The organism is Amycolatopsis sp. NPDC104863 (assembly GCF_055582965.1).
In genome coordinates this window covers 1,573,123-1,600,101 of record NZ_JBVJOW010000001.1, presented here as the reverse complement: position 1 = coordinate 1,600,101, position 26,979 = coordinate 1,573,123, and the positions used below count along the sequence as shown (strand labels likewise).

27 protein-coding genes are annotated in these 26,979 nt (G+C 73.1%); 13 read left to right on the top strand and 14 right to left on the bottom strand.

Annotated elements, in window-relative coordinates:
- Nucleotides 1-211: 211 nt before the first annotated feature.
- Nucleotides 212-1,534: an NlpC/P60 family protein gene (locus ACZ63J_RS07110; RefSeq protein ID WP_465398775.1), complete on the top strand. Its 1,323-nt coding sequence runs from the start codon at nt 212-214 to the stop codon at nt 1,532-1,534.
- A gap of 7 nt (nt 1,535-1,541) precedes the next feature.
- Here the strand turns inward: ACZ63J_RS07110 and ACZ63J_RS07105 are convergent, their stop codons facing one another.
- Nucleotides 1,542-1,943, bottom strand: coding sequence for a DUF1801 domain-containing protein (locus tag ACZ63J_RS07105; RefSeq protein WP_465398442.1), 402 nt, complete (start codon nt 1,941-1,943; stop codon nt 1,542-1,544).
- Nucleotides 1,944-2,003: 60 nt separating this feature from the next.
- On the opposite strand from ACZ63J_RS07105, the gene ACZ63J_RS07100 reads away from it, so the two are divergent.
- The 5 genes from ACZ63J_RS07100 to ACZ63J_RS07080 all read left to right on the top strand — a co-directional run bounded on the left by ACZ63J_RS07100 (nt 2,004) and on the right by ACZ63J_RS07080 (nt 6,426).
- Complete coding sequence (locus ACZ63J_RS07100) at nt 2,004-2,714, top strand: SAM-dependent methyltransferase (RefSeq protein WP_465398441.1); 711 nt, start codon at nt 2,004-2,006, stop codon at nt 2,712-2,714.
- A gap of 10 nt (nt 2,715-2,724) precedes the next feature.
- On the top strand, nt 2,725-3,267 hold the full coding sequence (mobA, locus tag ACZ63J_RS07095) for a molybdenum cofactor guanylyltransferase (protein ID WP_465398440.1): 543 nt from the start codon (nt 2,725-2,727) through the stop codon (nt 3,265-3,267).
- Nucleotides 3,268-3,423: 156 nt separating this feature from the next.
- Nucleotides 3,424-4,497: an AAA family ATPase gene (locus ACZ63J_RS07090; RefSeq protein WP_360181304.1), complete on the top strand. Its 1,074-nt coding sequence runs from the start codon at nt 3,424-3,426 to the stop codon at nt 4,495-4,497.
- Between the two features lie 7 nt (nt 4,498-4,504).
- Nucleotides 4,505-5,449 (top strand): DUF58 domain-containing protein, encoded by a 945-nt coding sequence (locus tag ACZ63J_RS07085; RefSeq protein WP_465339668.1) that lies wholly within the window; start codon nt 4,505-4,507, stop codon nt 5,447-5,449.
- Nucleotides 5,446-6,426 (top strand): VWA domain-containing protein, encoded by a 981-nt coding sequence (locus ACZ63J_RS07080; protein ID WP_395935926.1) that lies wholly within the window; start codon nt 5,446-5,448, stop codon nt 6,424-6,426. Before ACZ63J_RS07085 ends, ACZ63J_RS07080 begins: the two co-directional genes overlap by 4 nt.
- A 1-nt stretch (nt 6,427) precedes the next feature.
- Here ACZ63J_RS07080 and ACZ63J_RS07075 read toward each other — a convergent pair whose 3' ends face one another.
- The 7 genes from ACZ63J_RS07075 to ACZ63J_RS07045 are packed head-to-tail and all read right to left on the bottom strand — an operon-like array spanning nt 6,428 to nt 12,198.
- Nucleotides 6,428-6,937, bottom strand: a complete 510-nt coding sequence (locus ACZ63J_RS07075) for a hypothetical protein (RefSeq protein ID WP_465398439.1) — start codon at nt 6,935-6,937, stop codon at nt 6,428-6,430.
- A 23-nt stretch (nt 6,938-6,960) separates the two neighbouring features.
- Complete coding sequence (locus ACZ63J_RS07070; protein WP_465398438.1) at nt 6,961-7,422, bottom strand: tRNA (cytidine(34)-2'-O)-methyltransferase; 462 nt, start codon at nt 7,420-7,422, stop codon at nt 6,961-6,963.
- Between the two features lie 3 nt (nt 7,423-7,425).
- Nucleotides 7,426-7,851 carry an acyl-CoA thioesterase gene (locus ACZ63J_RS07065; protein WP_465305202.1) on the bottom strand — a complete coding sequence of 142 codons (426 nt, stop codon included), beginning with the start codon at nt 7,849-7,851 and terminating at the stop codon, nt 7,426-7,428.
- 17 nt (nt 7,852-7,868) lie between these two features.
- Nucleotides 7,869-8,813 carry a TAXI family TRAP transporter solute-binding subunit gene (locus tag ACZ63J_RS07060; RefSeq protein ID WP_465398437.1) on the bottom strand — a complete coding sequence of 315 codons (945 nt, stop codon included), beginning with the start codon at nt 8,811-8,813 and terminating at the stop codon, nt 7,869-7,871.
- A complete protein-coding gene (locus ACZ63J_RS07055; protein WP_465398436.1) occupies nt 8,810-10,201 on the bottom strand; it encodes a sensor histidine kinase in 1,392 nt (463 codons plus the stop codon). The genes ACZ63J_RS07060 and ACZ63J_RS07055 overlap by 4 nt, the downstream gene beginning before the upstream one ends.
- Nucleotides 10,202-10,205: 4 nt before the next feature.
- Nucleotides 10,206-10,874, bottom strand: a complete 669-nt coding sequence (locus ACZ63J_RS07050) for a response regulator transcription factor (RefSeq protein ID WP_465398435.1) — start codon at nt 10,872-10,874, stop codon at nt 10,206-10,208.
- A 7-nt stretch (nt 10,875-10,881) separates the two neighbouring features.
- The gene (locus tag ACZ63J_RS07045) at nt 10,882-12,198 is read right to left on the bottom strand and encodes an MFS transporter (RefSeq protein ID WP_465398434.1); all 1,317 of its coding nucleotides are present in this window, start codon (nt 12,196-12,198) and stop codon (nt 10,882-10,884) included.
- 184 nt (nt 12,199-12,382) lie between these two features.
- Between ACZ63J_RS07045 and fabG the strand changes: the two genes are divergently transcribed.
- Nucleotides 12,383-13,087: a 3-oxoacyl-ACP reductase FabG gene (gene fabG / locus ACZ63J_RS07040; protein WP_465339660.1), complete on the top strand. Its 705-nt coding sequence runs from the start codon at nt 12,383-12,385 to the stop codon at nt 13,085-13,087.
- A 40-nt stretch (nt 13,088-13,127) separates the two neighbouring features.
- A complete protein-coding gene (gene fabI, locus ACZ63J_RS07035; protein WP_465305190.1) occupies nt 13,128-13,895 on the top strand; it encodes an enoyl-ACP reductase FabI in 768 nt (255 codons plus the stop codon).
- 3 nt (nt 13,896-13,898) lie between these two features.
- On the opposite strand, the gene ACZ63J_RS07030 is transcribed toward fabI, so the two are convergent.
- The gene (locus tag ACZ63J_RS07030) at nt 13,899-15,059 is read right to left on the bottom strand and encodes a Cmx/CmrA family chloramphenicol efflux MFS transporter (RefSeq protein WP_465398433.1); all 1,161 of its coding nucleotides are present in this window, start codon (nt 15,057-15,059) and stop codon (nt 13,899-13,901) included.
- A gap of 67 nt (nt 15,060-15,126) precedes the next feature.
- Complete coding sequence (locus ACZ63J_RS07025) at nt 15,127-15,708, bottom strand: TetR/AcrR family transcriptional regulator (RefSeq protein ID WP_465339657.1); 582 nt, start codon at nt 15,706-15,708, stop codon at nt 15,127-15,129.
- 87 nt (nt 15,709-15,795) lie between these two features.
- On the opposite strand from ACZ63J_RS07025, the gene ACZ63J_RS07020 reads away from it, so the two are divergent.
- Nucleotides 15,796-16,839, top strand: coding sequence for a ferrochelatase (locus ACZ63J_RS07020; RefSeq protein ID WP_465398774.1), 1,044 nt, complete (start codon nt 15,796-15,798; stop codon nt 16,837-16,839).
- On the opposite strand, the gene ACZ63J_RS07015 is transcribed toward ACZ63J_RS07020, so the two are convergent.
- Nucleotides 16,836-17,633 (bottom strand): hypothetical protein, encoded by a 798-nt coding sequence (locus ACZ63J_RS07015; RefSeq protein ID WP_465398432.1) that lies wholly within the window; start codon nt 17,631-17,633, stop codon nt 16,836-16,838. The genes ACZ63J_RS07020 and ACZ63J_RS07015 overlap by 4 nt on opposite strands.
- 100 nt (nt 17,634-17,733) lie before the next feature.
- Between ACZ63J_RS07015 and ACZ63J_RS07010 the strand changes: the two genes are divergently transcribed.
- A complete protein-coding gene (locus tag ACZ63J_RS07010) occupies nt 17,734-19,131 on the top strand; it encodes an ATP-binding protein (protein ID WP_465339655.1) in 1,398 nt (465 codons plus the stop codon).
- Nucleotides 19,128-21,092 (top strand): vWA domain-containing protein, encoded by a 1,965-nt coding sequence (locus ACZ63J_RS07005; RefSeq protein ID WP_465398431.1) that lies wholly within the window; start codon nt 19,128-19,130, stop codon nt 21,090-21,092. The genes ACZ63J_RS07010 and ACZ63J_RS07005 overlap by 4 nt, the downstream gene beginning before the upstream one ends.
- A gap of 6 nt (nt 21,093-21,098) precedes the next feature.
- On the opposite strand, the gene ACZ63J_RS07000 is transcribed toward ACZ63J_RS07005, so the two are convergent.
- A complete protein-coding gene (locus tag ACZ63J_RS07000; protein WP_465398430.1) occupies nt 21,099-22,436 on the bottom strand; it encodes a hypothetical protein in 1,338 nt (445 codons plus the stop codon).
- A gap of 127 nt (nt 22,437-22,563) precedes the next feature.
- Between ACZ63J_RS07000 and ACZ63J_RS06995 the strand changes: the two genes are divergently transcribed.
- Together ACZ63J_RS06995 and mshC are read left to right on the top strand one after the other, a co-directional pair.
- Nucleotides 22,564-23,322: a MerR family transcriptional regulator gene (locus tag ACZ63J_RS06995; RefSeq protein WP_465398429.1), complete on the top strand. Its 759-nt coding sequence runs from the start codon at nt 22,564-22,566 to the stop codon at nt 23,320-23,322.
- Between the two features lie 71 nt (nt 23,323-23,393).
- Complete coding sequence (gene mshC, locus ACZ63J_RS06990) at nt 23,394-24,632, top strand: cysteine--1-D-myo-inosityl 2-amino-2-deoxy-alpha-D-glucopyranoside ligase (RefSeq protein WP_465398428.1); 1,239 nt, start codon at nt 23,394-23,396, stop codon at nt 24,630-24,632.
- A 55-nt stretch (nt 24,633-24,687) separates the two neighbouring features.
- Here mshC and ACZ63J_RS06985 read toward each other — a convergent pair whose 3' ends face one another.
- Both ACZ63J_RS06985 and ACZ63J_RS06980 read right to left on the bottom strand, forming a co-directional pair.
- Nucleotides 24,688-26,319 (bottom strand): ABC-F family ATP-binding cassette domain-containing protein, encoded by a 1,632-nt coding sequence (locus tag ACZ63J_RS06985; RefSeq protein ID WP_465398427.1) that lies wholly within the window; start codon nt 26,317-26,319, stop codon nt 24,688-24,690.
- A 158-nt stretch (nt 26,320-26,477) separates the two neighbouring features.
- Complete coding sequence (locus ACZ63J_RS06980) at nt 26,478-26,957, bottom strand: MarR family winged helix-turn-helix transcriptional regulator (protein WP_465398773.1); 480 nt, start codon at nt 26,955-26,957, stop codon at nt 26,478-26,480.
- Nucleotides 26,958-26,979 lie beyond the last annotated feature (22 nt).

Below are 26,979 nucleotides of genomic sequence, written 5' to 3'. Positions count from 1 at the left end.
TCAAACAGTACGCGTGTCCTGTTTGGGGTTCAAGACGACACGCGGTGTGGGCTGCGCCATCCGCGCCGGGGGTCCCTCAATAAGGGGAATTGGTGCCTACGGTGTGTAAGTTTCCGGTGATGCTTGTGATAGTGGTGTGACTGCAGTGACGCGCGATGTGCGCAGGTGAGCGGAGGTGGCGGTCGTGCCGGAACGGCGCAGGGGCTGGTGTGTGCCGAGCGGGCGCCGTGGACTGACCGTGAGCACCCTGGTCCTGGTGATCTTGTTCGGCGCGGGCGGCACCGGCCTGGCCGCGCCCCCGCCGCCGCCCAACCCGAGCGACTCGGAGCTGAACTCCAGCAAGGCCCAGGCGAACGCGAAGGCCGGTGAAGTCGGCAAGCTGACCAACCAGCTCGCCCAGGCCGAGCAGAAGCTGTCACAGCTGCAGGACGACGTCGAGCTCAAGCAGGAAGAGGCCAACAAGGCCCTGGTCGACCTGCAGTCCGCCCAGGACGCGGCGACCCAGGCGGAGAACGACGCCAAGGCCGCCCGGACCGAGGCCGACGCCGCGGCCGGCGCGATCGAGAAGGCCCGCGCGGACCTCCGGACCTTCGCCGCCGCCAGCTTCCAGCAGGGCAGCACGGTCGGCTCGCTCTCGGCGTACCTCAGCGCCGACAGCCCCAAGGACATGCTCGCCCGCGCGCAGCTGCTCGACGCCGTCGGCGGCGACCGGCTCAACGCCCTCGACCGGCTCCAGCAGGCGCAAACCGAGAAGTCGAACAAGGACTCCGCGGCCCGCAAGGCCGCCGAGATCGCGCAGCAGAAGCAGGACGCCGCGCGCGAGGCGAAGAACAGCGCGGACTCCGCGCAGGCCAGGGCGATCAGCGCGCAGGACAGCCAGGCGACGCAGAACACCCAGCTCGAGAAGAACAAGTCCGACGTCGAGCAGCAGCTCTACACCGCGCAGGCCAAGGTCAGCGGCCTGCAGGGCCAGCGGCAGCGCTACCAGGACTGGCTCGCGCAGAAGCAGCGGGAGGACGACGAGCGCGCCCGACAAGCAGCGCTCGGTTCCTCCGGTGGCGGCGGTGGCCGCCCGGCGAGCAAGCCGGCGGCGGGGCCGACCGGCTCGGCTGGAACGTCGATCGAGGCGGTCATCGCCCGGGCGCTGTCCAAGGTCGGCCTGCCCTACGCGTGGGGCGGCGGCAACGCGAGCGGCCCGACCCGCGGCATCCGCGACGGCGGTGTCGCCGACCGCTACGGCGACTATAACAAGATCGGCTTCGACTGCTCCGGCCTGATGATCTACGCGTTCGCCGGGGTCCGGGGCCTGCCGCACTACAGCGGCTACCAGTACACCGCGGGCCGCCGGGTCCCGCTGTCGCAGATGCGCCGCGGCGACATGCTCTTCTGGGGCGGCGCGGGCGGCATCCACCACGTCGCGCTCTACCTCGGCGGCGGCCAGATGGTCGAGGCGCCGCAGTCCGGCCTGCGGGTCCGGATCGCGCCGGTGCGCTACGGCGGGATCATGCCGTACGCGACCCGGCTCGTCGGCTGAGCACCGGTCAGCCCGCCTGCTCGCGCTTGAGCTTGCGCCAGCCACCGGCCCGGTTGTTCGCGATGATCTGCCGGAACATGGCGGTGAGCGCGGGCGCGTTGATCGGCTCGCCTTCGCGGAAGGCGACCGTCCGGGCGGTCTTGTTCTCGTGCCCGGCGGTGATGATGCCCTCGGGGTCGGGGACGATGCCGCCGTCGTAGACGAAGACGTTGACGTGGTCCTTCGCCGCCAGCAGGGCGCAGATGTTGCCGTCCAGGACGAAGTACGGCTGCCGGGTGCGCTTGATCGTCTCGACCACCTCGGGGTCCGCCGCGTGCACCAGCTCGCGGACCTCCCGGCAGATCGCCTGCTGCCACGCGGGCAGGGCGTCGATGTAGGCGTCGACCCGCGGCTCGACGGTGTAGGTCACCGGCCGAGTATGCCTGAAACTCGGTCGACGCCGTCGCCGTCCGGGCCCCAGGATCGCCCGATGGACGACGAACTGAACGCGCTGCGGCGCACCCGGATGCGCTGGAACACACCCCTGTCCGAGGCCCACGCCGAGCTGCTGCTCGACCGGATGGCGCTGGGGGAGGGACACCTGGCCGACCTCGGCTGCGGCTGGGGTGAGCTGCTCCTTCGGGCGGCCGCTCGCGCGCCCGGCCTGCGCGTGACCGGCGTCGACACCGACGTCACCGGTCTCGAGCGCGGGCGGGCCGCGGCCGCCGAGCGTGGCCTGGCGGTGGACTTCACCGAGGCGGACGCCGCGACCTGGGACGGTCCCGCCGAGCGGGCCTTCTGCATCGGGGCCGCCCACATCTTTGGCTCGACGAAGGCGGCCCTCGACGGGCTCGCCCGGGTCGTGCCGTCCGGCCGGCTGCTCTACGGCGACGGCTTCTGGGCCGCCCCGCCGAACCCGGCCGCGCTGGAGATCTTCGGCCCGGACATGCTGACCCTGCCGGAGCTGGTCGACGCCGCCGGCGCGGCCGGCTGGCACGTGCACCACCTCAGCACCGCCGACCAGCTCGAATGGGACGACTTCGAGTCCACCTCGCGCGCCGGGTGGGGGGAGTGGCTGTCGGCGCACCCCGGGGATCCGCGGGCCGGCGACGTGCGGGCGTGGCTGGACCGGCGGCTGCGCGAGTACGTCGGGCACTACCGGGGCGTGCTGGGCTTCACCTACCTCGTGCTGGGCCGCTAGGGTTCTCCGGATGCGCTACGCGGGGATCGTGGTGGCCGGCGGCTCGGCCCGCCGGCTGTCCGGTGTGGACGAGCCGGCGTTGCCGGTGGGCGGGAAACCGTTGCTGGCCCGCGCGATCCACGCCCTCGACGGCGCCGAGCGCGTCATCGCGGTCGGCCCGCGGCGGCCCGGGTTCGACGTCGTGTGGACCCGGGAACCGGTGCCCGGCAGCGGCCCGGTGGCGGCGCTGGCCGCCGGGCTCGCGTTCGTGCCCGGCGACGTCGAGGCGGTCGCCGTGCTGGCCGCCGACCTGCCGGGCGTCCGCCGGTCCACAGTGGACCGGCTGGTGGCGGCGATCGGCGACGGGGACGGCGCGGTGCTCGTGGACGCCGCCGGGGCGCGGCAGTGGCTGCTCGGCGCGTGGCGGGTGTCCGCACTGCGGGACGCCCTGCCCGCGGAGCTGGAAAACGCCGCCCTGCGCCACACCCTCGCCGCGCTGCGGATCACCGACGTCCCCGCCGAACGGGGCGAAGCGGACATCGACACGCCCGAAGACCTCGAGCACCACCGCTGAGCGCCTGCTTCACAGATGTCACACCGGGGAAGGTGTTGGCTACCCACGGGCCAGCAGCGCGTCCGCGTGCCGGACGGACGAACGCCCGGGGGACGCAGTACGGTCGCACCGCGTGATCACCGTCGCGGGGGCGGCGCACGGATTTGAGGAGGCAGAGTGACCGAGCCCGGCTACGCCGAGGGCGGGAACGGGCAGCAGCCCGCGACGCCGGCCCGGGACGCCCAGTTGCTGGAGCGGACCGTGTTCGAGGTCAAGCGGATCATCGTCGGCCAGGACCGCCTGGTCGAGCGGATGCTCGTCGGCCTGCTCGCCAAGGGCCACCTGCTGCTCGAAGGCGTGCCCGGCGTCGCGAAGACCCTGGCCGTGGAGACGTTCGCCCGGGTCGTCGGCGGGTCGTTCTCCCGCGTGCAGTTCACCCCCGACCTGGTGCCCGCCGACATCCTCGGCACCCGGATCTACCGCCAGGGCGCCGAGCGCTTCGACGTCGAGCTCGGCCCGGTCGTGGCGAACTTCGTGCTCGCCGACGAGATCAACCGCGCGCCCGCCAAGGTGCAGTCGGCGATGCTCGAGGTGATGGCCGAGCGGCACGTGTCGATCGGCGGGCAGACGTTCCCGATGCCCGACCCGTTCCTCGTGCTCGCCACGCAGAACCCGATCGAGAACGAAGGCGTGTACCCGCTGCCGGAAGCGCAGCGTGACCGCTTCCTGTTCAAGATCCTCGTGGAGTACCCCTCCGCCGAGGAGGAGCGCGAGATCATCTACCGGATGGGCGTCACCCCGCCCACCCCGCACGAGGTGCTCAGCCCGGGCGAGCTGGTCCGGCTGCAGGGCGTCGCGGCGCAGGTGTTCGTGCACCACGCCCTCGTCGACTACGTCGTGCGCCTGGTGCTGACCACCCGGACGCCGAACGAGCACGGCCTCGCCGACGTCGCCGGCTGGGTGTCCTACGGCGCCTCGCCGCGCGCGAGCCTCGGCATCATCGCCGCCGCCCGGGCGCTGGCCCTGGTCCGCGGCCGCGACTACGTGCTGCCGCAGGACGTCGTCGACGTCGTGCCGGACGTGCTGCGCCACCGGCTCGTGCTGTCCTACGACGCGCTCGCCGACGGCGTCCCCATCGACCACATCATCACGCGCGTGCTGCAGACCGTGCCGTTGCCGCAGGTCTCGGCCCGGCCGCAGGGCGGGGCCGGCCAGGGCGGCCCGGTCCCGGCGGGCGCGCCGGTCAGGTAACCCGGCGATGGCGAAGAACGAGAAGGGCGAGCGCCCTTCGTGGGCGCCGCCGATCCTGCGCGGCGACCGGATGGAGGCCGGGCTCCGCACGCTGGAGCTCGACGTCCGCCGCCGGCTCGACGGGCTGCTGCAGGGCAACCACCTCGGCCTGGTGCCGGGGCCGGGGTCCGAGCCCGGCGAGGCGCGGCCGTACCAGCCCGGCGACGACGTGCGCCGGATGGACTGGGCCGTCACCGCCCGCACCACGACCCCGCACATCCGCGAGACCGTCGCCGACCGCGAGCTGGAGACGTGGGTCGTCGCCGACCTCTCGGCGAGCCTCGACTTCGGCACGGCGCTCTGCGAGAAGCGTGACCTGGTCGTTTGCGCGGTCGCCGCGGTCGCGCACCTGACCGGGGGCGGCGGCAACCGCATCGGCGCGCTGCTGTCGAACGGCGCGGAGACCACCCGTATCCCGGCTCGCGGCGGCCTGGCGCACGCGCGCGGCCTGATCCGCAAGGTCGTCCAGACGCCGCGGGCGCCCGAAGGCACCCGGGGCGACTTCGCCGAGGCGCTGGAGGCCCTGCGCCGTCCGCCGCGGCGGCGTGGCCTGGCCGTGGTGATTTCCGACTTCCTCGGGGAGCCGACCTGGGAGCGGCCGCTGCGCGCGCTGGGCGGGCGCCACGAGCTGATCGCGATCGAAGTCCTCGACCCGCGCGACATCGACCTGCCCGAGGTGGGCACCGTCGTGCTGGCCGACCCGGAGACAGGAAGACAGCGCGAAGTGCACGCGTCGGCCTTGCTGCGCAAGGAGTTCGGGGCCGCGGCCCACGCCCACCGCCAGCTGGTGGCGGCCGGCCTGCGCCGCGCGGGCGCGGCCCACCTGACGCTGCGCACCGACGCCGACTGGATCGCCGACATGGTGCGGTTCGTCGTGGCCCGCAAGCGGCGCTGGTCGGGGGGTGTCGCGTGAGTCTGACGGGGTTCACCGCGCCGTGGTGGTTCCTGCTGCTGATCGCCGTCGCGGCGGTCGCCATCGGGTACGTCCTCGCGCAGCGCGCGCGCCGGAAGCGGACCATGCGGTTCGCGAACCTGGCGCTGCTGGAGAAGGTCGCGCCGAAGAGCCAGGGCTGGGTGCGGCACCTGCCGGCGGTGCTGATCGTGCTGTCGCTGCTGATCCTCACCGTCGCGCTGGCCGGGCCGACCGCCGAGCAGAAGGTGCCGCGCAACCGGGCGACCGTGATGCTGGTGATCGACGTGTCGCTGTCGATGGAGGCCACCGACGTCGCGCCGACCCGGCTGAAGGCGGCGCAGGACGCGGCGACGCAGTTCGCGCAGAACATGACCCCGGGCATCAACCTCGGCCTGATCTCGTTCGCGGGCACGGCGACGGTGCTCGTCAACCCGACGACCGACCGCAACGGCGTGATCAAGGCGATCGAGAACCTCAAGCTGGCCCAGTCGACGGCGACCGGCGAAGGCATCTTCGCGGCCCTGCAGTCGGTGGAGAGCTTCTCCAGCGTCGTCGGCGGCGCCGACGGCCCGCCCCCGGCCCGCATAGTGCTGATGTCCGACGGCAAGCAGACGGTGCCCGAAGACCTGTACGCGGCCCGCGGCGGTTACACGGCGGCCCAGGCGGCGAAGCAGGCCGGCGTCCCGATCTCGTCGATCTCGTTCGGCACCACGCACGGCTCGGTCGACATCGACGGCAAGGCCCAGCCGGTGAGCGTCGACGACGAGTCCCTGCGCGAAATCGCCCGCCTGTCCGGCGGCGACTTTTACAAGGCGGCGAGCGCCGAGGAGCTGAAGAAGGTCTACGGCGACCTCGGCGAGCAGATCGGCTACGAGATCAAGGACGCCGACGCGAGCAAGCCGTGGGTGGTGGTCGGCACGCTCATCCTGATGATGGGCGCGGCGGCCAGCCTGTTCTTCGGCCAGAGACTCCCGTGACTCAGGCTCGGCGGACGCCGTAGAGGCTTCCGCCGAGCAGGGTCACTCCGGAAAGCACGCCGCTCACGAACGGGACCCACTCCGCCGCGCTGCCGAGCAGGGCGAGACCGACCACGCCGAGCACCGTCAGCACAACCCCGACCACCAGGATCGAGCGGGTCTTCCACGCCGACGCCAGCGCGACGAAGTGGAGCCCGACGATGGTCACGATCCACGCCACGTTCGCCTGGACCGGCGCGTCCAGCAGGCTGAGCACGAAGAACCCGGCGACCAGCAGCACCACTTCGCCGATCACGATCACCCGGTAGCTCGGCCCGAACATCGGCCGGCCTTCGAGCGTCGGGCGGCCGCCGGCGCGGACGCCGAGGACTACGACGGCCGCCAGCGCCAGCACGGCGAGGGCGCGCAGCACCCAGGCGAGCGCCGCCGGCACCGGGAGGCCGGAGTTGACCAGGACGAACACGGTGCCGAACGCGGCGCCGATGAGCGCCCCCAGGAACTGCTGTCGCATCGGGCGAACCTACCGGACGGTGATCACGCGCCCGCGAAGCCGTTCTGCCGCCACGCTTCGTAGACCGTGATCGCCGCGGTGTTGGCCAGGTTGAGCGAGCGGCTCGTCGCCAGCATCGGCAGCCGGACGCGGTCGGTCACCTCCGGCGCCTGCTGGACCGCGTCGGGCAGGCCCACCGACTCCGGCCCGAACAGCAGCACGTCCCCGGCCGCGTACGAAACGTCCGTGTACAGCCGGGTCGCCGACGCGCTGAACGCGTAGACCTTCGCCGGCAGCAACACTTCCCACGCTTCCGCCAGCGACGCGTGCACCCGCACCCGCGCGAGGTCGTGGTAGTCGAGCCCGGCCCGGCGCAGCTGCTTGTCCTCCAGCGTGAACCCCAGCGGCTCGACGAGGTGCAGCTCGCACCCCGTGTTCGCCGCGAGGCGGATCGCGTTGCCCGTGTTCGGCGGGATTTCCGGCTGGTAGAAGAGAACGCGGAACACGGCTCAGGCCTCGGGCAGCAGGGCCGCGTAGACCTTGCGGACGGCGTCGGGAGGCGCCGCCGGCCGCAGTGTCGCCGGGTCGATGAACACGTACCGGATGTTCGCCGCCAGCACGAGCGTCCCGGCGCGGCGGATCTCGAAGTCGAAGATCATCGACGTCGTCCCGAGGTGGCTCAGGTACTGGGAGACGACCAGCTCTTCGTCGTAGCGGGCGGGCGCGCGGTACTTGAGGTTCGCCTCCGCGACCACGACGTCGGTGCCCTGGGCGAGGAACTCCTCGTGCGAGCCGAACAGCGCCTTCTCCGTCTCGAACGCGCACATGTCCACATAGGCCAGGTAGTGGGCGTTGAACACGATGCCCTGGCCGTCGCACTCGTGGTAGCGCACACGCAGCGGCATCTCGACGATCGGGCGGCGGGGTGCGGTCACGAAGGCCAATCTAGCGGTCAGCCGTGCAGGGCCCGGTAGGTGGCCGCCGCGCCCGGGTGCAGGGGCACCGGTTGGGTGCCGATCAGCGTCCGCACCTCGAGGAACTGCGTCCCGACGGCCTCCGCGGGCACCAGGGCGGTCGCGCGCTCGACGAGCAGCCGCACCACCGCGGCGGCGACGTCGGCGGGCAGGGTGGGGGAGCACACCAGCAGGTTCGCCACGCCGATCGTGCCGAGCGCCCCGACCCCGCGGTACGCGCCGTCGGGCACCTGGACCTGGTCGTACACCGGTCCGTACGCCGCCCGCAGCGGCGGGACCAGCGTGTCGAGCGGGAGGAGCGCGATCGGCGTCGTCCGGGTGAGGTCGGCCAGCTTCGGGGTCGGCACGCCGCCGGACCACAGCATGGCGTCGATCCGGCGGCCGGCCAGCGCCTGGACGGCGTCGTCGAACAGCAGGTGCCGGGCGTCCACGGTGACGCCGGCCTTCGCGAACAGGCGCTCGCCGAGCTGGGCCGCGCCGGAGCCGCCCGCGCCCAGCGAGACGGGCCTGCCCGCCAGGTCGGCGAGCTGGCGCACCGGCCCGTCCGCCCGCACCACGAGCTGCAGGTAGTTCTCGTAGACGCGGCCCAGCGCGAGCAGCGGCACCCGCGTCCCGAACGGCGCGCCGCCGCCGAGCGCGGTCTGGGCGACGTCGGCGAGCACCAGCCCGAGGTCGGCCTGCCCGCGCTGCACCAGGCCGACGTTGGCGACGCTCGCCTCGGTCGGCACGGCGGTGGCGTGCAGCAGCGGCTCCGCGTGGCTCAGCTCGGTGGCCAGCAGCTCGGCGAAGGCCAGGTAGAACCCGCCGCGCTCGCCGGCCGCGATCGTCACCGCGCGCTCGGCGCCGGTGTAGCCGGACGTCGAGCAGCCGGCCAGGGCGAGGCCCAGGCCGCCGAGCAGGGCGGTGCGGCGGGTGAAGGTCATCGCGCCTCCCGCAGCGGCAGCGTGACGCGGGCTTCGAGGCCGTGCGGCTCGGCCGGGCGCAGGTCCAGGACCCCGCCCCGGGTGCGCACCTGCTGCTGCGCGATGGCCAGCCCGAGCCCGGTGCCGCGCGGCGCGCCCTCGCCACCCGCGCGCCAGAACCGTTCGGTGGCCCGTGCTCTGTCCTCAGTGGACAGACCGGGCCCGTCGTCGCGGACGACGAGCGTCGCGGTGTCCGCGCCCGCCTCCCAGTCCGTGGTGATCTTCGCGCCGCGCCCGGCGTAGTGGACGGCGTTGTCCAGCAACACGTCGAGGATCTGCGCGAGCTCGCCCTCGGGGCAGCGGACGGTCACCGGCTCCTCGTGGCCCGGCGGCGGGACGAGCGCCGAACCGGCTTCGTCGGCGACGGGCCGCCACGCGTCGACCCGTTCGGCGAGCACGGACGCCAGGTCGCAGGACTCGTCCGCGCCCCCGGCCGCGACGCGGGTGGCGGTGCTCTCGGCCAGCGCGAGCGCCAGCATCCCGTCGAGGAGCTTCTCCAGGCGTTCGACCTCGGCGACGGTCGCGCGGTAGGTGGCCTCGTCACCTTCGACCCGCCCGGCGAGCGAGTCGACGCGCAGCCGCAGCGCGGCCAAGGGGTTGCGCAGCTGGTGCGAGGCGTCGGCGACCAGCCGGTGCTGCTGGTCGGCGGCTTCGAGCACGGCCTCGGACATCCGGTTGACCTCCCCGGCCAGCGACCGCAGCTCACGCGGCCCGGCGCGTTCCGGGACGTGCGCGCGGTGCCCGGCGGCGACGGCCAGCACCCCGGTCTCCAGTTCGTGCAGCGGCCGCACCATCCACCGGGCCAGCACCACGGCGAACAGCACGAACACCACCGCGACCAGCAGCGCGCCGGCGCCGATGGTGCCCCAGCGGGTGGCGACGTCCGCGGCCGCCGCCGTCACCGACGCCCGCAGCACGACCACACCGGACACCCGCGTGCCGGTGCCGACCGGCCGCGCGAAGTAGGCCGGTTCGGCCGACCACGGGCCGAGCCGGTCGACGCGGGGCGCGGGCTCGTTGCGCATCGTCGCCTCGACCAGCGCGTGCACCGCCGGGTCGGCCGCGGTCAGCCCGCCCGCCTGCACCAGCGGCACCCGCCGGGCGTCGACGATGACAACGCCTTCGCCGTACAGCTCGGCGTAGCGGGCGGCGTCGGCGGCGAGCGCCGCCGGGTCGCGCGTGTCGACGGCCTGCTGGGCCAGCACGACGAACCGGTCGACGTCGGCGGTGCGGGAGATGACCAGCTCCTGCGTCCGCTGCTCGGCCGTCGACGTCAGCAGCGGCACGGCGAACGCGGCGACCACCGCGAGCGCGAGGGCGACCAGGACGACGAGCAGGCGGGCGCGCACGGGGTCAGTCCCGGCCGAGCCGGTAGCCGAAGCCGCGGATCGTGGTGAGCAGCCCCGGCCGGTCCAGCTTCGCGCGCAGCCCGGTCAGGTGGACGTCGAGCGAGCGCGACACCGCGAGGTAGGCGTCACCCCACACCTCGTCCATCAGCTGCTGGCGGCTGACCGCGGTGCCGGGCCGCGCGGCGAGCACGGCCAGCACCTCGAACTCCTTGTGCGTCAGGGAGATGTCGTTCCCGGCGACCCGGACCCGGCGGGCGCGCAGGTCGATCTCGACGTCCTCGAACCGGACGACGTCGCCGGCCGGCGCGTCGCGGGCGATCGCGCGCCGCACTACGGCGTCCATCCGGGCCAGGAGCTCGGCCAGCCGCACCGGCTTGACCAGGTAGTCGTCCGCGCCGAGACGCAGGCCGCGCACCACGGACCGCTCGTCACCGTGGGCGGTCAGCACGATCACCGGCACCGGCGAGACCGCGCGGATCTTGCGCAGCACGTCCAGCCCGTTGATGTCGGGCAGGCCCAGGTCGAGCAGGACGAGGTCGGCGTCGCGGTGGCCGTGCAGGGCGTCGGCCCCGCGGCCGACGCTGGTGACGGGATGACCGCGCGCCTGCAGCGACTCGGCGAGCGCGGCGGCTACCCCGGCGTCGTCTTCGACGAGGAGCACGCGCACGGTCATCCCTTTCTCAGCGCTCTTCCAGCTCGGACGTCTTCGAAGTTTCCCGCATTGTGCCGTAGACGATCAGGGAAACGAGGACGCAGCCCGCGACGTAGTAGAAGAACACCGACTCGTGCCCGGCGCTCTTCAGCGCCTGCGCGATGAGCTCCGCGGTGCCGCCGAAGATCGCGACGGTCAGCGCGTAGGGCAGGCCGACGCCGATGGCGCGGATCTTCGTCGGGAACAGCTCGGCCTTCACGATCGCGTTGATCGACGTGTACCCCGCCACCACGACGAGCCCGGCCAGGACGAGGAGGAACGCGCCGACCGGGTTCCGGGTCGAGCCCATCAGCGTCATGATCGGCACGGTGAGCAGCGTGCCCGCGATGCCGAAGAACAGCAGCAGCGGGCGGCGGCCGATCCGGTCGGACAGCTTGCCCGCCAGCGGCTGCAGGATCGCCGCCAGCAGGATCGCCGAGAACAGGATGATCGTGACCGTGCGCCGCGGGATGTGGGCAGTGTTCTCGAGGAACTTCTGGCTGTAGGTGGCGAAGGTGTAGAAGGCCACGGTGCCGCCGAGCGTCAGGCCGACGACGAGCGCGATCTCCTTGGGGTACTTGGCCAGCGCGCGCAACGTGCCGCGTTCGCCGGTCGTCTTGGCTTCGTCCGCTTCACGCGTGTAGCTCTCGGACTCGTCCATCCCGCGCCGCAGCCACATCACGCTGAGCGCGGCGACCGTGCCGACGCCGAACGCGATCCGCCAGCCCCACGCCGTCAGCTGCTGCTCGGTGAGCAGGCCCTGCAGGATCAGCTGGAGGCCCAGGGCGAGCAGCTGGCCGCCGTAGAGCGTCACGTACTGGAAGCTGGAGTAGAACCCGCGCTTGCCCGGCGTGGCCACTTCGGACAGGTACGTCGCCGAGGTCGAGTACTCACCGCCGACCGACAGGCCCTGGATCAGCCGGGCGACCAGCAGCAGGATCGGCGCCGCCAGGCCGATCGTGTGGTAGCTCGGCGTGACGGCGATGAGCAGGGACCCGCCCGCCATCAGCGTGACCGAAAGCACCAGCGCGCTACGGCGGCCGAACCGGTCGGCGAACCGGCCGAGCATCCAGCCCCCGAGCGGGCGCATGAGGAACCCGACCGCGAACACCGCGGCGGTGCCGAGGAAGGCGGCCGTGGTGTCGGTCGTCGGGAAGAACGACTTGGCGAAGTACGTGGTGAACGCCGCGTAGGCGTACCAGTCGTACCACTCGACCAGATTGCCGATGGAGCCGCGCAGCACGTTGCCGATCACGCGTTTCTCGCTGACGGCCCCCGTGGTGGCGCCGCTGATCCGGGTTGTCATCGTCGACCTCCTGTGTTGCGACTCACGGTGACCAACCAGCGGGTAACCAGCAAGGTCGGAGGGCAGTTCCTAACACCCGCTTAGGACGGTCGCGGACACCCCGGGCGCGGGTGCGCGGCCCGGCGGAGCTGCCGATAACCTCGTGCCCGACAGCCGCGCACGGTCGACGAAGAGGGAGAACACAGTGGGACGGTCGGTCTTGGTCACCGGGGGCAACCGGGGCATCGGTCTGGCGATCGCCCGGGACCTCGCGGAGCAGGGACACCAGGTCGCCGTCACGCACCGTGGTTCGGGCGCCCCCGAAGGGCTCTTCGGGGTCCAGGCGGACGTCACCGACTCCGAGCAGGTCGACGCCGCGTTCAAGCTGGTCGAGGAGCACCAGGGCCCGGTCGAGGTGCTGGTGTCCAACGCCGGCCTGACCGATGACACGCTGTTGATGCGGATGAGCGACGACCAGTTCGAACGCGTGATCAACGCCAACCTGACCGGCGCCTACCGGGTCGCGAAGCGCGCCTCGCGCGGGATGCTGCGCGGCAAGTGGGGCCGGTTCGTCTTCATCTCCTCCGTCGTCGGCCTCTCGGGTTCGGCCGGCCAGGCCAACTACGCGGCCAGCAAGGCCGGGCTGGTCGGCTTCGCCCGCTCGCTGGCCCGTGAGCTGGGCTCCCGCAACATCACCGCGAACGTCGTCGCGCCGGGGTTCGTGCACACCGACATGACCGACGAGCTGTCCGAGGACCGCAAGAAGCAGATCCTCGCGCAGGTGCCCTCCGGCCGGTACGCCGAGCCGTCGGAGATCGCCGCCGCCGTGCGCTACCTGGCCTCGGACGAAGCCGGCTACGTCAACGGCGCGGTGCTGCCCGTCGACGGCGGCCTCGGCCTCGGCCACTGACCTTTCTCTAGTTTTCCCGAACCCAAGACCTGGAGGACCCGTGCCCGGACTGCTCGAAGGCAAGCGCCTGCTGATCACCGGCATCATCACCGACGCCTCGCTCGCCTTCCACGCGGCCAAGATCGCGCAGCAGGAGGGGGCGACGGTCGTGCTCACCGGCTTCGGCCGGATGTCGCTGGTCAAGACCATCGCGAAGCGGCTGCCCCAGCCCGCGCCGGTGATCGAGCTGGACGTCACCAACCAGGAGCACCTCGACTCCCTCGCGGACAACATCCGCGAGCACGTCGACGGCCTCGACGGCGTGCTGCACTCGATCGGCTTCGCGCCGCAGAGCTGCCTCGGCGCGCCGTTCCTCGACGCCCCGGCCGACGACGTCAAGGTCGCCATCGACGTCTCGGCGTACTCGTTCATGTCGCTGTCGAAGGCGTGCCTGCCGCTGCTGGGGCGCGGTTCCTCGATCGTGGGCATGGACTTCGACGCCCGCGTCGCGTGGCCGGTCTACAACTGGATGGGCGTCGCGAAGGCCGCGCTGGAGTCGGTCAACCGGTACCTGGCCAAGGAGCTGGGCCCGCAGGGCATCCGCGTCAACCTGGTCAGCGCGGGCCCGATGAAGACCATGGCCGCGAAGTCGATCCCGGGCTTCTCGGACCTCGAAGACGGCTGGGGCGACCGCGCGCCGCTCGGCTGGGACAGCTCGGACCCGGACCCGACGGCGAAGAGCGTCTGCGCGCTGCTGTCGGACTGGCTCCCGGCCACGACCGGCTCGATGATCATGGTCGACGGCGGGGTCCACGCCCTCGGCATCTGAGCCTCACACGGTGATCGGCTCGCGGTCGTCGTTCCGCTGGACGGCGACCGCGACCGTGAGGGCGACCACCGTCGCCGCGCCGAGGGCGATCCCGGTCCACGCCACGCTGGGGAAGCCCAGTCCGGCGCCGATCGCGACACCACCCAGCCACGGCCCGATCGTGTTGCCGACGTTGAACGCCGCCGTCGTGCTGGCGCCGACGAGCGTCGACGTGCCGCCGGCGACGGCGTAGGTCCGCACGTTCAACGCCGGGTTCGCGCCGAACCCGGCGGCCCCGAAGACGAGCACGGCCGCGACGGCGACCACCGGGTCGGTGGTCAGCGCGAGGACGAGCAGGGACACCAGCGCCAGCCCGATGCAGCCGTAGAGCGTCGCGAACGGGTGCCGGTCGGCCAGCCGCCCGCCGGCCGTGATGCCGATGAGCGCACCGACGCCGAACAGCGCGAGGACGCCCGGGACCCACGCCTGGGGCAGACCGTCCGTCTCGGTCAGCAGCGGCGCGAGGTAGCTGAACGCGGCGAAGATCATGGCCTGGCACAACGCGATCACGCCCAGCGCGAGCCACACCCGGCCCCGCCGGTACAGCCGCAGCTCCGTCCGGACGTCCAGCCCGCCACCGGTCGTCTCCGGCACCAGCGCGGCCACCCCGGCCGCCGCCAGCAGGGTCACCGCCGCCACCGCCCAGAACGCCGTCCGCCAGCCCGCGTGCTGGCCGATGAACGTGCCGGCGGGCACCCCGGCGATGTTCGCCACGGTCAGCCCGCCGACCAGCACCGCCATCGCGCGCCCGCGCCGCTCGACGGGGACCAGCGCGATCGTCGTCGCCACCGCGACGGCCCAGAAGCCCGCGCACGCGAGCGCCGCGACGACCCGCGTCGCGAACAGCAGCGCGTACCCGGTGGCAAGTGCACCCACGACGTGGGCGCCGAGGAAGACGGCGAGCAGCGCCAGCAGCGTCCGGCGGCGGGGGAGCCGCAGCGTGGTGATCGCCAGCAGCGGCGCGCCCACCACCATGCCGATGGCGAACGCGGAGATCAGCAGCCCGGCGTCCGGGATGCTCACGCCGAGGTCGGTGGCCATGCCGGGGAGCAGGCCGGTGATCATGAACTCGGACGTGCCCAGCGCGAACACGCTGAGCCCGAGGACGAAGACGGCCAGGGGCACGGGGTCTCCTCAATTCTGTATCGGGCAGTTCAAAACTGCGGCACGACTGGACGGTCGTCAGGCGGGCTCAGCGAGTGACGGCGGCGAGGGCGAGGTCCGCGACGGCGTGCATGGCTTCGCCGCTCGCGCCCCGGCGGGACATCAGGCGCAGCCCGGAAATGGTGCTCAACAGGTACTCCGCGACGTCGGCCGGGTCACGGCCGGGCTGCAGGCTCCCGTCGAGGACGCCTTCCCGCGCGCACTCGGCGAGGAGGGCGAGCTGGTGGGCGGTGTCGCGATGCAGGGCTTCGCCGATCTCGTCGTCGGGAGTGCCGAGCTCGGCGAGCGTGTTCACGACCAGGCAGCCGCGGCGGCCGTGGTCGAGCTCTTCCTCGATGATCTCGCCGAACATCGCCGCGATGCGTTCGGTCACGGTGCCGGGACCGTCCAGGACGGCTTTCCGGCCGGCCAGCCCGCGGGCGCTGTAGTGCGCCAACGTGCGCCCGAACAGGGCCCGCTTGCTGGTGAAGGTGTTGTAGACACTGCTTCGCCCGAGCCCGGTGGCCTCGCAGAGGTCCTGCGTCGACGTCGCCTCGTAGCCGCGGTCCCAGAACGCGTTCATCGCGCTCTCGACGGCGGCGGACTCGTCGAACTCCCGTGGCCTGGCCATGCGACCACCGTACCAGGGTTTTGGACCGGTCGATTCATAACCGGCCCGCGTCAGCGTGCGGGCCGCCACATCGGCAAGATGGCAGGGGTGGGATACGACGCGTTGCTGTGGCTTTCGTTCGGCGGTCCGGAAGGGCCCGAAGACGTCATGCCGTTCCTCGAGAACGTGACCAGGGGCCGGGGCGTTCCTCGCGAGCGGCTGCTCGAGGTCGCCGAGCACTACCGGCACTTCGGCGGGGTCTCGCCGATCACCAAGCTGAACCGCGACGCGATCGCCGCGGTCGAGAAGCAGCTCTCGGCCGCCGGGATGGACCTGCCGGTGCACTTCGGCAACCGGAACTGGCACCCGATGGTCGAGGACACCCTCGAATCGCTGACGTCTTCGGGCGCCCAGCGGATCCTGGTCTTCCCCACGAGCGCGTACGGCGGCTACTCGGCGTGCCGTCAGTACGACGAGGACATCGAGCGCGCCCGGGCCGCGGTCGGCTCCGAAGCACCCGAACTGGTGAAGCTGCGCCAGTTCTTCGACCACCCGCTGTTCGTGTCGGCGGTGGCGGACGGCGTCCGCGCGGCCCACGCGTCACTCGGGAACGCACCGGGCATCCGCACGGTGTTCACGGCGCATTCGGTCCCGTCGAGCGCAGACCGGGCGTCGGGCCCCCCGGCCGAGGGCGGCGGTCGGTATTCCCGCCAGATCGCGGAGGCAGCCCGCCTGGTCGCGGCCGAAGCGGGCATCGAGGAGTACGACGTCGTGTGGCAGTCGCGGTCCGGGCCGCCGCAGGTGCCGTGGCTGGAGCCGGACATCGTCGACCACATCGACGCGCTGCACGCGGCGGGGGTCCCGGGCGTGGTCGTCTCGCCGGTGGGGTTCGTGTCGGACCACCTCGAGGTGATCTGGGACCTGGACAACGAGGCGGCCGAGCGTGCGGCCGAGCACGGCATGGCGTTCGCCCGCGCGGCGACGGCGGGCAGCGACCCGCGGTTCGCGGAGCTGGTGGTCGAGCTGATCCGCGAGCACACGCACGGGGTGAAGCCGCGGAAGCTGTCCCCGTTCCCGGCAGCGGGCTGCACGGTCAACGGGGCGCCGTGCGCGGTGGGCTGCTGCGAACCGGCGAAGCGCCCGGCGCGCTAACCCTCGCGGGCCGTCTGCTCCGCGAAGACCCGGACGGCCTCGTTCACCGCCGCGCACTGGGCCGTCCGCACCGCGTCCGACAGCGGCCGCAGCGCCTGCGCGCGCAGGTTCGACGCCGACGCCGACAACGCGCCGCCCGGGTCGTCCGACGACGCGATCGCGAGGATCGCCGCGATCTCCTCCGCGCGCTGCAGCACCCGCAACGCGCGCCCGGGCGTGCCCGCCGGCCAGTCGACGTCCGGGCGGGAGCGCAGGTGCGCCGACAGCTCCGCACGGACGCCTGGCCGGTCGGAAGCCACGTTCAGCGCCTGGAGCGCGCCCGCGCTGTTGCGGATCGCGTCCGTGAGGCCGTGCTCGGCCTCCGCGAGCCCGATGAACTCCGGCGCGGGCGCCGCCGAGACCGAATACACCGTCCAGCGCACCAGGCCTTCGGCGATCGGCTCCGGCACCAGCCCGAAACCGAGGTCGGCGAGCACCAGCGCGTCGCCGGCGCGCAACGCCGCTTCGGTGAACGGCCCGCCGCCGCCGAGGCCGCGGACGTCGCCCGGGACGGGGAGGACCAGCTGCATGCTTTTCGCTCCCTGCGAACGCAGGGCCATCAGCAGCTGGACCGGGGTGGCCGCCCGGTTGAAGGCCAGCGGGAGGGTGAACGCCTCCGCCGCGGCCGCGTCGGCGGCGACGACGTCATGGGCTTCACCCCACGCGAGCAGGGCGTCGAGCACATCGTCGGACGCGGCGGCTCCGTTCAGCCACGCACTGGACCAGACGGCGAAGGTCGCACTGGGTCGGCACACGACGCCCTATTTTACCGGGCCGCCTCCCGCCGCGGGTGCGCGCCCACGCTGGAGTCGCTCCACATCGACGGGCCGCCGATCCGGCAGTAGCGTCGAACGGGTGAACGCTGTTCCAGACGCTCTTCCCCGCACCGCCGGGGCCCTGCGCGCGGCCGGGTACGAGCCGCGGCCCATCGCGCAAGAGATCCACGACAACCTCCTGAACGCCCTGAAGACGGGCGAAGACGCTTGGCCCGGCATCGTCGGGTTCTCCCGCACCGTGCTGCCGCAGCTCGAGCGCGCGCTGCTGGCCGGCCACGACGTCGTCCTGCTCGGTGAACGCGGCCAGGGCAAGACCCGCCTGCTGCGCACCCTCGCCGGCCTGCTCGACGAGTGGACCCCCGTCATCGAGGGCTCCGAGCTGGGTGAACACCCGCTCCAGCCGATCACGCCCGCGTCGATCCGCCGTGCGGCCGAGCTCGGGGACGACCTGCCGGTCGCCTGGCGCCACCGGTCCGAGCGCTACACCGAGAAGCTCGCCACGCCGGACACCTCGGTGGGTGACCTGATCGGCGACGTCGACCCGGTGAAGGTCGCCGAAGGCCGCAGTCTCGGCGACCCGGAGACCATCCACTTCGGCCTGGTCCCGCGCGCCCACCGCGGCATCGTCGCCATCAACGAGCTGCCCGACCTCGCCGAGCGCATCCAGGTCGCGCTGCTCAACGTGATGGAGGAGCGTGACATCCAGGTCCGCGGGTACACGCTGCGGCTGCCGCTGGACGTCTTGCTCGTCGCGACCGCGAACCCCGAGGACTACACCAACCGCGGCCGGATCATCACCCCGCTGAAGGACCGCTTCGGCGCCGAGATCCGGACGCACTACCCGCTGGACGTCGAGTCCGAGGTGGCCGTCGTCCGGCAGGAGGCCCACCTGGTCGCCGAGGTCGGCGAGCCGCTGCTGGAGGTCCTCGCCCGGTTCGTCCGGAACCTCCGCGAATCGCCGGTCATCGACCAGCGTTCCGGCGTGTCGGCGCGCTTCGCCGTCGCCGCGGCCGAAACCGTCGCGGCCGCCGCTCTGCGCCGCTCGGCCCTGACCGGGGAAGAGCCGCCCGTGGCCCGGCCGGTCGACCTCGACGCCGTCCCGTCGGTGTTGCGCGGCAAGATCGAGTTCGAGCCCGGCGAGGAAGGCCGCGAGATCGAGCACCTCGTGCACCTGCTGCGCCGCGCCGTCGCCGAGACCGCGCGCGAGCGGTTCGCCGGGCTGGACCTGCGGCCGCTGGCCGACGCCGTCGCCGAGGGCCACCTGGTCGCCACCGGCGAGCGCGTCCCGGGCAAGGACGTCCTCGAAGCCCTGCCGGAGCTGCCGGTGCTGCACGAGGTCGCCCTGCGCGCCGGCGTCCAGGCCGACGAACCGGCCGGGCGCATCGCGGCGGCCGTCGAACTCGCCCTGGAATCGCTGTTCCTGGCCCGGCGCCTGGCCAAGGACTCCGACGACACGACCACCGTCTACGGCCGATGACCGCGGTCCCGCTTCCCGACGGTTACTCCTACGGCCCGTGGCACGACGGGCCGGACCCGCTCGCGCCGCCGGCCGACCTGCGGGACGCGCTCGACGAGATCGGCCGCGAGGTGATGGCCGGGTCGTCACCGCGGTCCGCGCTGGAGGAGCTCCTGCGGCGCGGCACCGACCGCACCTCGGGCCTGGACGAGCTCACCCGGCGCCTGTGGCAGCGCCGGTCGCAGATCCAGCGGCGCAACAACCTCGACGGCACCCTGCAGGAGGTCCAGCGCCTGCTGCAGGAGGCCCTCGAGGCGGAGCGGCGTGAGCTGTTCCCCGACCCGGACGACGAAGCGCGCTTCCGCGAGGCGCAGCTGGACGCGCTTCCGCCGGGCACGGCCGCGGCCGTCAACGAGCTGGCGAACTACGACTGGCGGTCCGAGCAGGGCCGGGAGAACTACCAGCAGATCCGCGACCTGCTCGGCCAGGAGCTGATGGAGTCGCGGTTCCAGGGCATGAAGCAGGCCCTGCAGAACGCCGGTCCGGAGGACGTCGAGCGGATTAACGAGATGCTCTCCGACCTCAACGACCTGCTCGCCGCGCACGCCCAGGGCGCCGAAGACATCCAGGAGCGCTTCGAGGACTTCATGGGCAAGCACGGCGAGTTCTTCCCGGAGAACCCGCGCACCGTCGAGGAGCTGATCGACGCGCTCGCCGAGCGGTCCGCCGCGGCCCAGCGGATGCTCAACTCGATGTCCGCCGAGCAGCGTGCGGAGCTGGCCGAGCTGACCCAGCAGGCGTTCGGCGACCCGCGGCTCGCGCAGCAGCTGTCCCAGCTGGACAGTCAGCTGCGGGCCGCGCGGCCGGGCGAGGACTGGACCGGCTCCGAGCGCTTCCGCGGCAAGAATCCGCTGGGGATGGGCGAAGGCGCCCAGGCGATGGCCGACCTCGCCGAGCTGGACGCGCTGGCCGAGCAGCTCAGCCAGTCCTACCCGGGCGCGCGGCTGGAGGACATCGACCTCGAATCCCTCGAGCGCCAGCTCGGCAAGGACGCCGGGGTCGACGCGCGGCGACTGTCCGAACTGGAGCGTGAGCTGCGCCGCCAGGGCCTGTTCGAACGGGCCGCCGACGGCACGCTTCGCTTGTCGCCCAAGGCGTTGCGGCGCCTCGGCGAGACGGCGCTGTCCGACATCGTGAACGCGTTGCGCGGCAAGACCGGCGACCGCGAGACCGAGTCGGCGGGCGCGGCCGGGGAGCCGACCGGTGCGTCGCGGCCGTGGCGGTTCGGGGACATGCAACCCTGGGACGTGCCGCGGACGATCCGCAACGCCGTGCTGCGGTCGGTGTCGGTGGGGGAGAGCGCGGTCCGGCTGGACGTCGAGGACGTCGAGGTGGTGGAGACCGAGCACCGCTCCCGCGCCGCGGTGGCGTTGCTGGTCGACACGTCGTGGTCGATGGTCCAGGAAGGCCGCTGGCTGCCGATGAAGCGCACGGCGCTCGCCCTGCACCAGCTGATCAGCACGCGCTTCCGCAACGACGCGCTGCAGCTGATCACCTTCGGCCGGCACGCGATGTCCGTGGAGCTGCCGGAGCTGGTCGGGCTGGAAGGCGCGTGGGAGCAGGGCACGAACGCCCATCACGCGCTGCTGCTGGCCGGTCAGCACCTGCGGCGTCACCCGGATGCCCAGCCGGTGGTCCTGATGGTCACCGACGGCGAGCCGACGGCGCACCTGGAACCGGACGGCGAAGCGGTCTTCGACTACCCGCCCCAGCCCCGGACCCTCCACAAGACACTGTCCGAAGTGGACCGGCTGGCCAAGCTGGGCGCGTCGATCACGGTGTTCCGCCTGGGTGACGACCCCCGGCTGACGGCGTTCGTCGACGTCATCGCCCGCCGGTCGGGTGGCCGGGTGGTGGCGCCGGATCTCGACGGTCTCGGCGCGGCTGTGGTGGGGGACTACCTCCGCACCCGGCGGCGCTGACCCGCGTCACCCGGCCCGGGGCACCCGCTCGCCCGCGCGGTACAGCGACCGCGCGGCGAGGGCGGTGTCCTCGTGGCCGGTGGGCAGGTAGGCGTGGTGGTCGGCGAGCACCTCGCGGCCGAGCGTGCGGGCCTGGGCGAGCGCGCCCGCCTCGGCCAGCACCTCGACCGCGCGGCGGCGCAGCCGCAGGATCCGGCCGAGCCGCGGGGTCAGCTCGGCGGCGGGCAGCGCGCGGAAGTGCCGCCACAGGGCCGCGGAATGCCCCACCAGGTCGACGTCCGGGTCACCCGCCTCGACCACGGCGAACGCCCGGTCGAGAGCCGGCGCGAGCCGCTCTTCCGCGTGTAATCGGCCGAGCACCGCCCGCTGGGTCAGGCGGTGCATCACGACGACCTCGTCGCGGACGTCGAACTCCACCAGCGACGCCTCGGCGAGGCCGGCGAGCGCCGCGTCGACCGCCACGGGGTCCGGTCCGGCGCGGTGCACCAGCGTGCGGCGCGCGCCCCGCGACGCGAGCACCGCCAGCAGCTCCGCGACGACCAGCGCGCGGCTGTCCCGTGTGGCCACCATCCGCAGTGCGGCGAGCGTGGTGTCCTCGACGCGGGCCGGGAGGGCCTCACCCGGCTCGCGCTCCAGCGGCGGGGTGTGCGGCAGCCGGTCGAGGTACCCCGCGAGGCCGTGCCGCCGCAGCACCGCGCCCGCCTGGGCCAGCGCGAGCGGCAGGCAGCTCAGCTCCTGGACCACGTCCGGAGTGGACTCCCCGCCCGTCCGCGCGTCGAGGAAGCGCTTCGCCTCGGCCTCGGCGAAGCCGCCGACCGGGACCGTGCCGCCGAGGACCTCGAAGTCCGGCACGGTCGTCGTCACGAGCACCCGGGCCCGCGCGGGCAGCCACCGGTTGAGCGCGTCCGGGTCGGTGGCGCCGTCGAAGACCACGAGCGCGTCGTCGAGGCCGTCGAGCCAGGCCAGGCCCGCGCGGGCGGCCGCCTCGGCGTCCGGTCCGGCGTCGGCCAGCTCCGCGTACGTCAGGACGGCGTTCCCCGGGTCCTCCGCGGCGATCCACACCACGGGAGAGCGGCTCTCACGGGCGAACGCGGCGGCCAGGTGGCTCTTGCCGACGCCGCTGCCGCCGAGCAGGACGCAGAACCGCCCGGCCGCGAAGGCGTCCTCGATCCGGGACAGCAGCGCGGCGCGGCGCACGGCGGAGAGTGGTTCACGCGGGAGGGAGCCGAAGACCGCCCGGGTGCCGGGGACCGGCCGCCGCCTCCGGCGCCGCAGACCAAAGAGGACCACCGCGACCAGCACGAACACGACGCCCGCGCTGCCCACCGCGACCTCCGTGCTCATCGGGACAGGCTAACCGCGCCCGCCGCGCGACGACGGCTACGGAAGGGTGACGCTTGACCCTCACGTCGCGTGAGGCACCACGGTGGGCACCGCAAGGGCCACACCGGCCGGAAGAGGAGGGGCAACGATGGGCCACCCCGTGGGCAAGGTCGCCGCGCTGGCCGGGATCACCGTCCGGACGCTGCACCACTACGACGAGATCGGCCTGCTCAGCCCGAGCGGGCGGACGCCGTCGGGGTACCGCAGCTACGGCGACGACGATCTCGACCGGTTGCAGCGCATCCTGTTCTACCGGGAGCTCGGGTTCCCCCTCGAGACGATCGCGACCCTCGTCGACGACCCGGGCATCAACGCCGACGCGCACCTGGAACGCCAGCGGGAGCTGCTGGTCGAGCGCATCGGGGAGCTCGGGCGGATGGTCGCGGCCGTCGATCGTGTGATGGAGGCGAGAGCCATGGGCAACGCATTGACGCCCGAGGAGAAGTTCGAAGTGTTCGGCGGGTTCACGGAACCGGCCGGCTACGCGGAGGAAGCCGCGCAGCGGTGGGGGAACACCCCCGAGTGGCAGGGCGCGGCCACACCGTCCAAGGAGGACCTGGCGGCGGGGGAGGCGGCCCGCCAGGACTGGGTGCGGCGGCTGACCGCGCTCCTCGACGCGGGCGGCGCCCCGGACGGCGCCGAGGCGATGGACCTCGCCGAGGAGCACCGGACGATGCTGAGCCGGGTCATGGGGGAGTGCTCGTACACGACGCAGCGGCGGATCGGTGAGCTGTACGTCACAGAGCCGGCGCAGCTCGCGTTCCTGGTCCGCGAAGCCGAACAGCAGCCGGGCACCGGCGTCTTCGTCCGCGACGCGATCAGGGCGAACGCAGCACGCCGGGAGTAGCCACTGCTCCACGTGGGGGACGACTCCCACCGGGCGGGAGGGCGCCGGAACGAACGCTTACAGTCGAGGGTATGCAGACTTGGTCATCGGTCGACGTGCCCCGCGTTCCCGGCACCCCCCGCCCGCTGCGGCTCCACGACACGGCCACCGGGCAGATCCGCCCGACCGCGCCCGGCGCCACCGCCCGGATGTACGTCTGCGGCATCACGCCCTACGACGCGACGCACCTGGGCCACGCCGCCACGTACCTCACCTTCGACCTGGTGAACCGGGTGTGGCGGGACAACGGGCACGAGGTCCACTACGTGCAGAACGTGACGGACATCGACGAGCCGCTGCTGGAGCGCGCCGAGCGCGACCACGACGACTGGGTCGTGCTCGGCATGCGCGAGACCGCGCTGTACCGCGAGGACATGGTCGCCCTGCGGGTGCTGCCGCCGAAGCAGTTCGTCGGCGCCGTCGAGAGCATCCCGGAGATCGTCGAGGTCATCGCGAAGCTGCTGGCCAACGGCAGCGCGTACCGGGCCGACGACCCGGAGTTCCCGGACGTCTACTTCGACCACACGGCGACCGGGAAGTTCGGCTACGAGTCGAACTACGACGAGGCGACCATGGCGAAGTTCTTCGCCGAGCGCGGCGGTGACCCCGACCGCGCCGGCAAGCGCCACCCGCTCGACGCGCTCCTGTGGCGCGTCGCCCGCGAAGGCGAGCCGTCGTGGGAGTCCGAGCTCGGCGCCGGCCGGCCGGGCTGGCACATCGAGTGCAGCGCGATCGCGGTCAACCGGCTGGGCCTCGGGTTCGACCTCCAGGGCGGCGGGTCGGACCTGATCTTCCCGCACCACGAATACAGCGCGGCGCACGCCGAAGCCGTCGCCAAGGACGGGCAGTTCGCCCGCCACTACGTCCACGCCGGGATGATCGGCCTCGACGGCGAGAAGATGTCGAAGTCGCGCGGGAACCTGGTGTTCGTCTCCCGGCTGCGCGCCGACAAGGTCGACCCGGGCGCGATCCGGCTGGCCCTGTTCGCCGGCCACTACCGCGCCGACCGCGCGTGGACGGCCGGCCTGCTCACCGAGGCCGAGACGCGGCTGGCCCGCTGGCGCGAGGCCGTCTCGCTCGCCACGGGACCGTCCGCGGAGGACACCGTCACGCGGCTGCGCGACCACCTCTCCGACGACCTCGACACGCCGAAGGCGCTCGCGGCGATCGACGCGTGGGCGACCGAAGCCCTGCGCCGGGACGGCACGGACCCGGCGGCGCCGGGCCTCATCCGCATCGCCGTCGACGCTCTCCTCGGCATCACCCTCTGACCACCGAGGGCGGAGCTTTCCCGGGAAAGCTCCGCCCTGATGGGTGTATAACGACCTATACCGCGGCCGGTCGGCCGGCGGCCAGCTCCAGGTGCTCACCCGCCCAGTCCCGGCGCAGCCACCGGTCGTGGGACGCGATGACGACCGCGCCCGGCGCCGTCTCCAGCGCCGTGAACAGTTCTTCCGCCAGGGTCAGCGAAATGTGGTTCGTCGGCTCGTCCAGCAGCAGTACGTCGGGCGGCTCGGCGAGCAGCACCGCCAGCGCCAGCCGCCGCCGCTGGCCCACGGACAGCGCACCCACCGGCTGCCGCAGGTCCCGGGACGCGAGCAGGCCGAGGTGGCTCAGCGGGGGAGCGTCCTCGCCGAGCGCGTCGCGGTACACCCGGGCCGCCGTCCGCTCCGGATCGGCGAACACGACGTCCTGCTCGAGCAACCCGACCCGCACCCCGTGTCCGAAGTGGACGCTCCCGCCGGCCGGGGCCAGCCGCCCGGCCAGGACCGACAGCAGCGTCGACTTCCCGGCGCCGTTGCCGCCGGTGACGAGCAGCCGCGCCGCGCCGTCGACGTCCAGCCGGGGCAGGCTCAGCCGGCCCGGCACCTCCAGCGAGCGCACCGAGATCGCGGGCCCGTCACCGGTCGCGTGCCCGGTGAGCTCGGCCCGGAACCGCAGCGGCGCCGGGGGTTTGCGCACCTGGTCGCGTTCGAGGTTTTCCAGGCGCTGCTCGGCGTCGCGCACGCGCCGGGAGATCGTCTTCTGGACGCGGGCGCCCTTGAAGTGGTGGATGAACTTGTCGTTGTCCCGCGGGCCGCGGCCGTAGGCGACGTTCCGCGCGGTGACCGCGACGGTCTCCCGCAGCTCCTTCAGCTCCTCCTGCTCTTCGGTGAACCGCTGCTCCCAGCGGGCGCGCTCGGCCTTCTTGTGGCCGAGGTAGTCGGTGTAGGTCCCGCCGTAGCGGACGGCGCCGCCGGCCTGGCGGTCGGCCGCCGCCGGGTCGAGGTCGACGATGTCGGTGCAGACGGCGTCGAGGAACACCCGGTCGTGTGACGACAGCACCACGATCCCGGTCAGCTCGGTGAGGTGGCGTTCCAGGAAGTCCATCGCGGTGTCGTCGAGGTGGTTGGTCGGCTCGTCCAGCAGCAGGGTTTCCGGTCGCCGGACCAGCAGCGCGGCCAGGCCGAGCCGTGACCGCTGCCCGCCCGAGAGCGTGCCGAGCCGCCGGTCCGATTCGACCCCGCCGAGGCCGAGCCCGTCGCAGACGAGCTTGGCGCGCCGGTCGGCGTCCCAGAGGTCGTGGGCCTGGGCCCACTCCAGGACCCGGCCGTACTCCTCGAGCACGTCCGCGTCGTCGGGGCGGTCGGTCATGGCGGTGGTCAGCTCGTCGAGCCGGGCGGTGGCGGCGCGGATCTCGGCGAGTGCGTCGTCGATTACGTCGGCGAAGGTCGCGTCCAGGGCGAACGGCAGCTCCTGCAGCAGGAACCCGACGTCCGGGCCGCGCCGCACCTCGCCGGAGCGGGGTTCTTCGAGCCCGGCGAGCAGCCGCAGCAGGGTGGACTTGCCGGTGCCGTTCTCGCCGACCAGGCCGAGCCGCTGCCCGGCGGACGCGGTCAGCGAGACGCCGTCGAGGACGACGCGGGTGCCGTAGCCGAAGACGACGTCCTTGGCCTGCAAGGGAAAGAGGGGAGACATGTGCGATCACCGGGCCCGGATGAGAAGAAGCGGAAATCCCGCCGGGCGTCGTGGCACGCGGGAGCGTCAGGCTCGACCGGGTGCCGCCTCGGAAGCGGGATGGGCGCGGTTCAGTTCCTCATAGTGCGACCACTCTAACGCAACATTCGTAGAGTTAGTCAATTGGATATGGCGTGGGTCACATCGTCCGGGAGCTGGAGGGTCGACTGCTCGGCCGCGGTGGTGCCGTCGGTGAGGAACTCGAGCAGGGCGGTCAGCTGACGGCGGTCGAGGTGCGCGAGCCGCTCGCCGACGAACAGGGCCATCGGCGCGTACAGCTCGGCGAGCTCCGCCATCCGGTCGGGCAGCGGCCGGACGACGAGCCGGCGGCGGTCCGCGGGGTCCTTGGCGCGCTCGGCCAGCCGGTGCCGCTCCATCCGGTCGAGCAGCCGGGTGAACGCGCCGGTGGTCACCCCGAGCAGCCGGGCGAGCTCGGTCGGCGAGTCGCTCACCCCGCCGTGCAGCAGGTGCAGGCAGTGCAGCTCGGTGGGGGTGACGGCCATCCGCTCGGCGACGGCCGCGTGGAACAGCGCGGTCGAGCCCACGAACCGGGGGAGGGCGAGGGCGGCGGCGGTGGCGAGTTCGCGCTGGTCGGGCAACATCCATCCAAGGTCGGGTGAC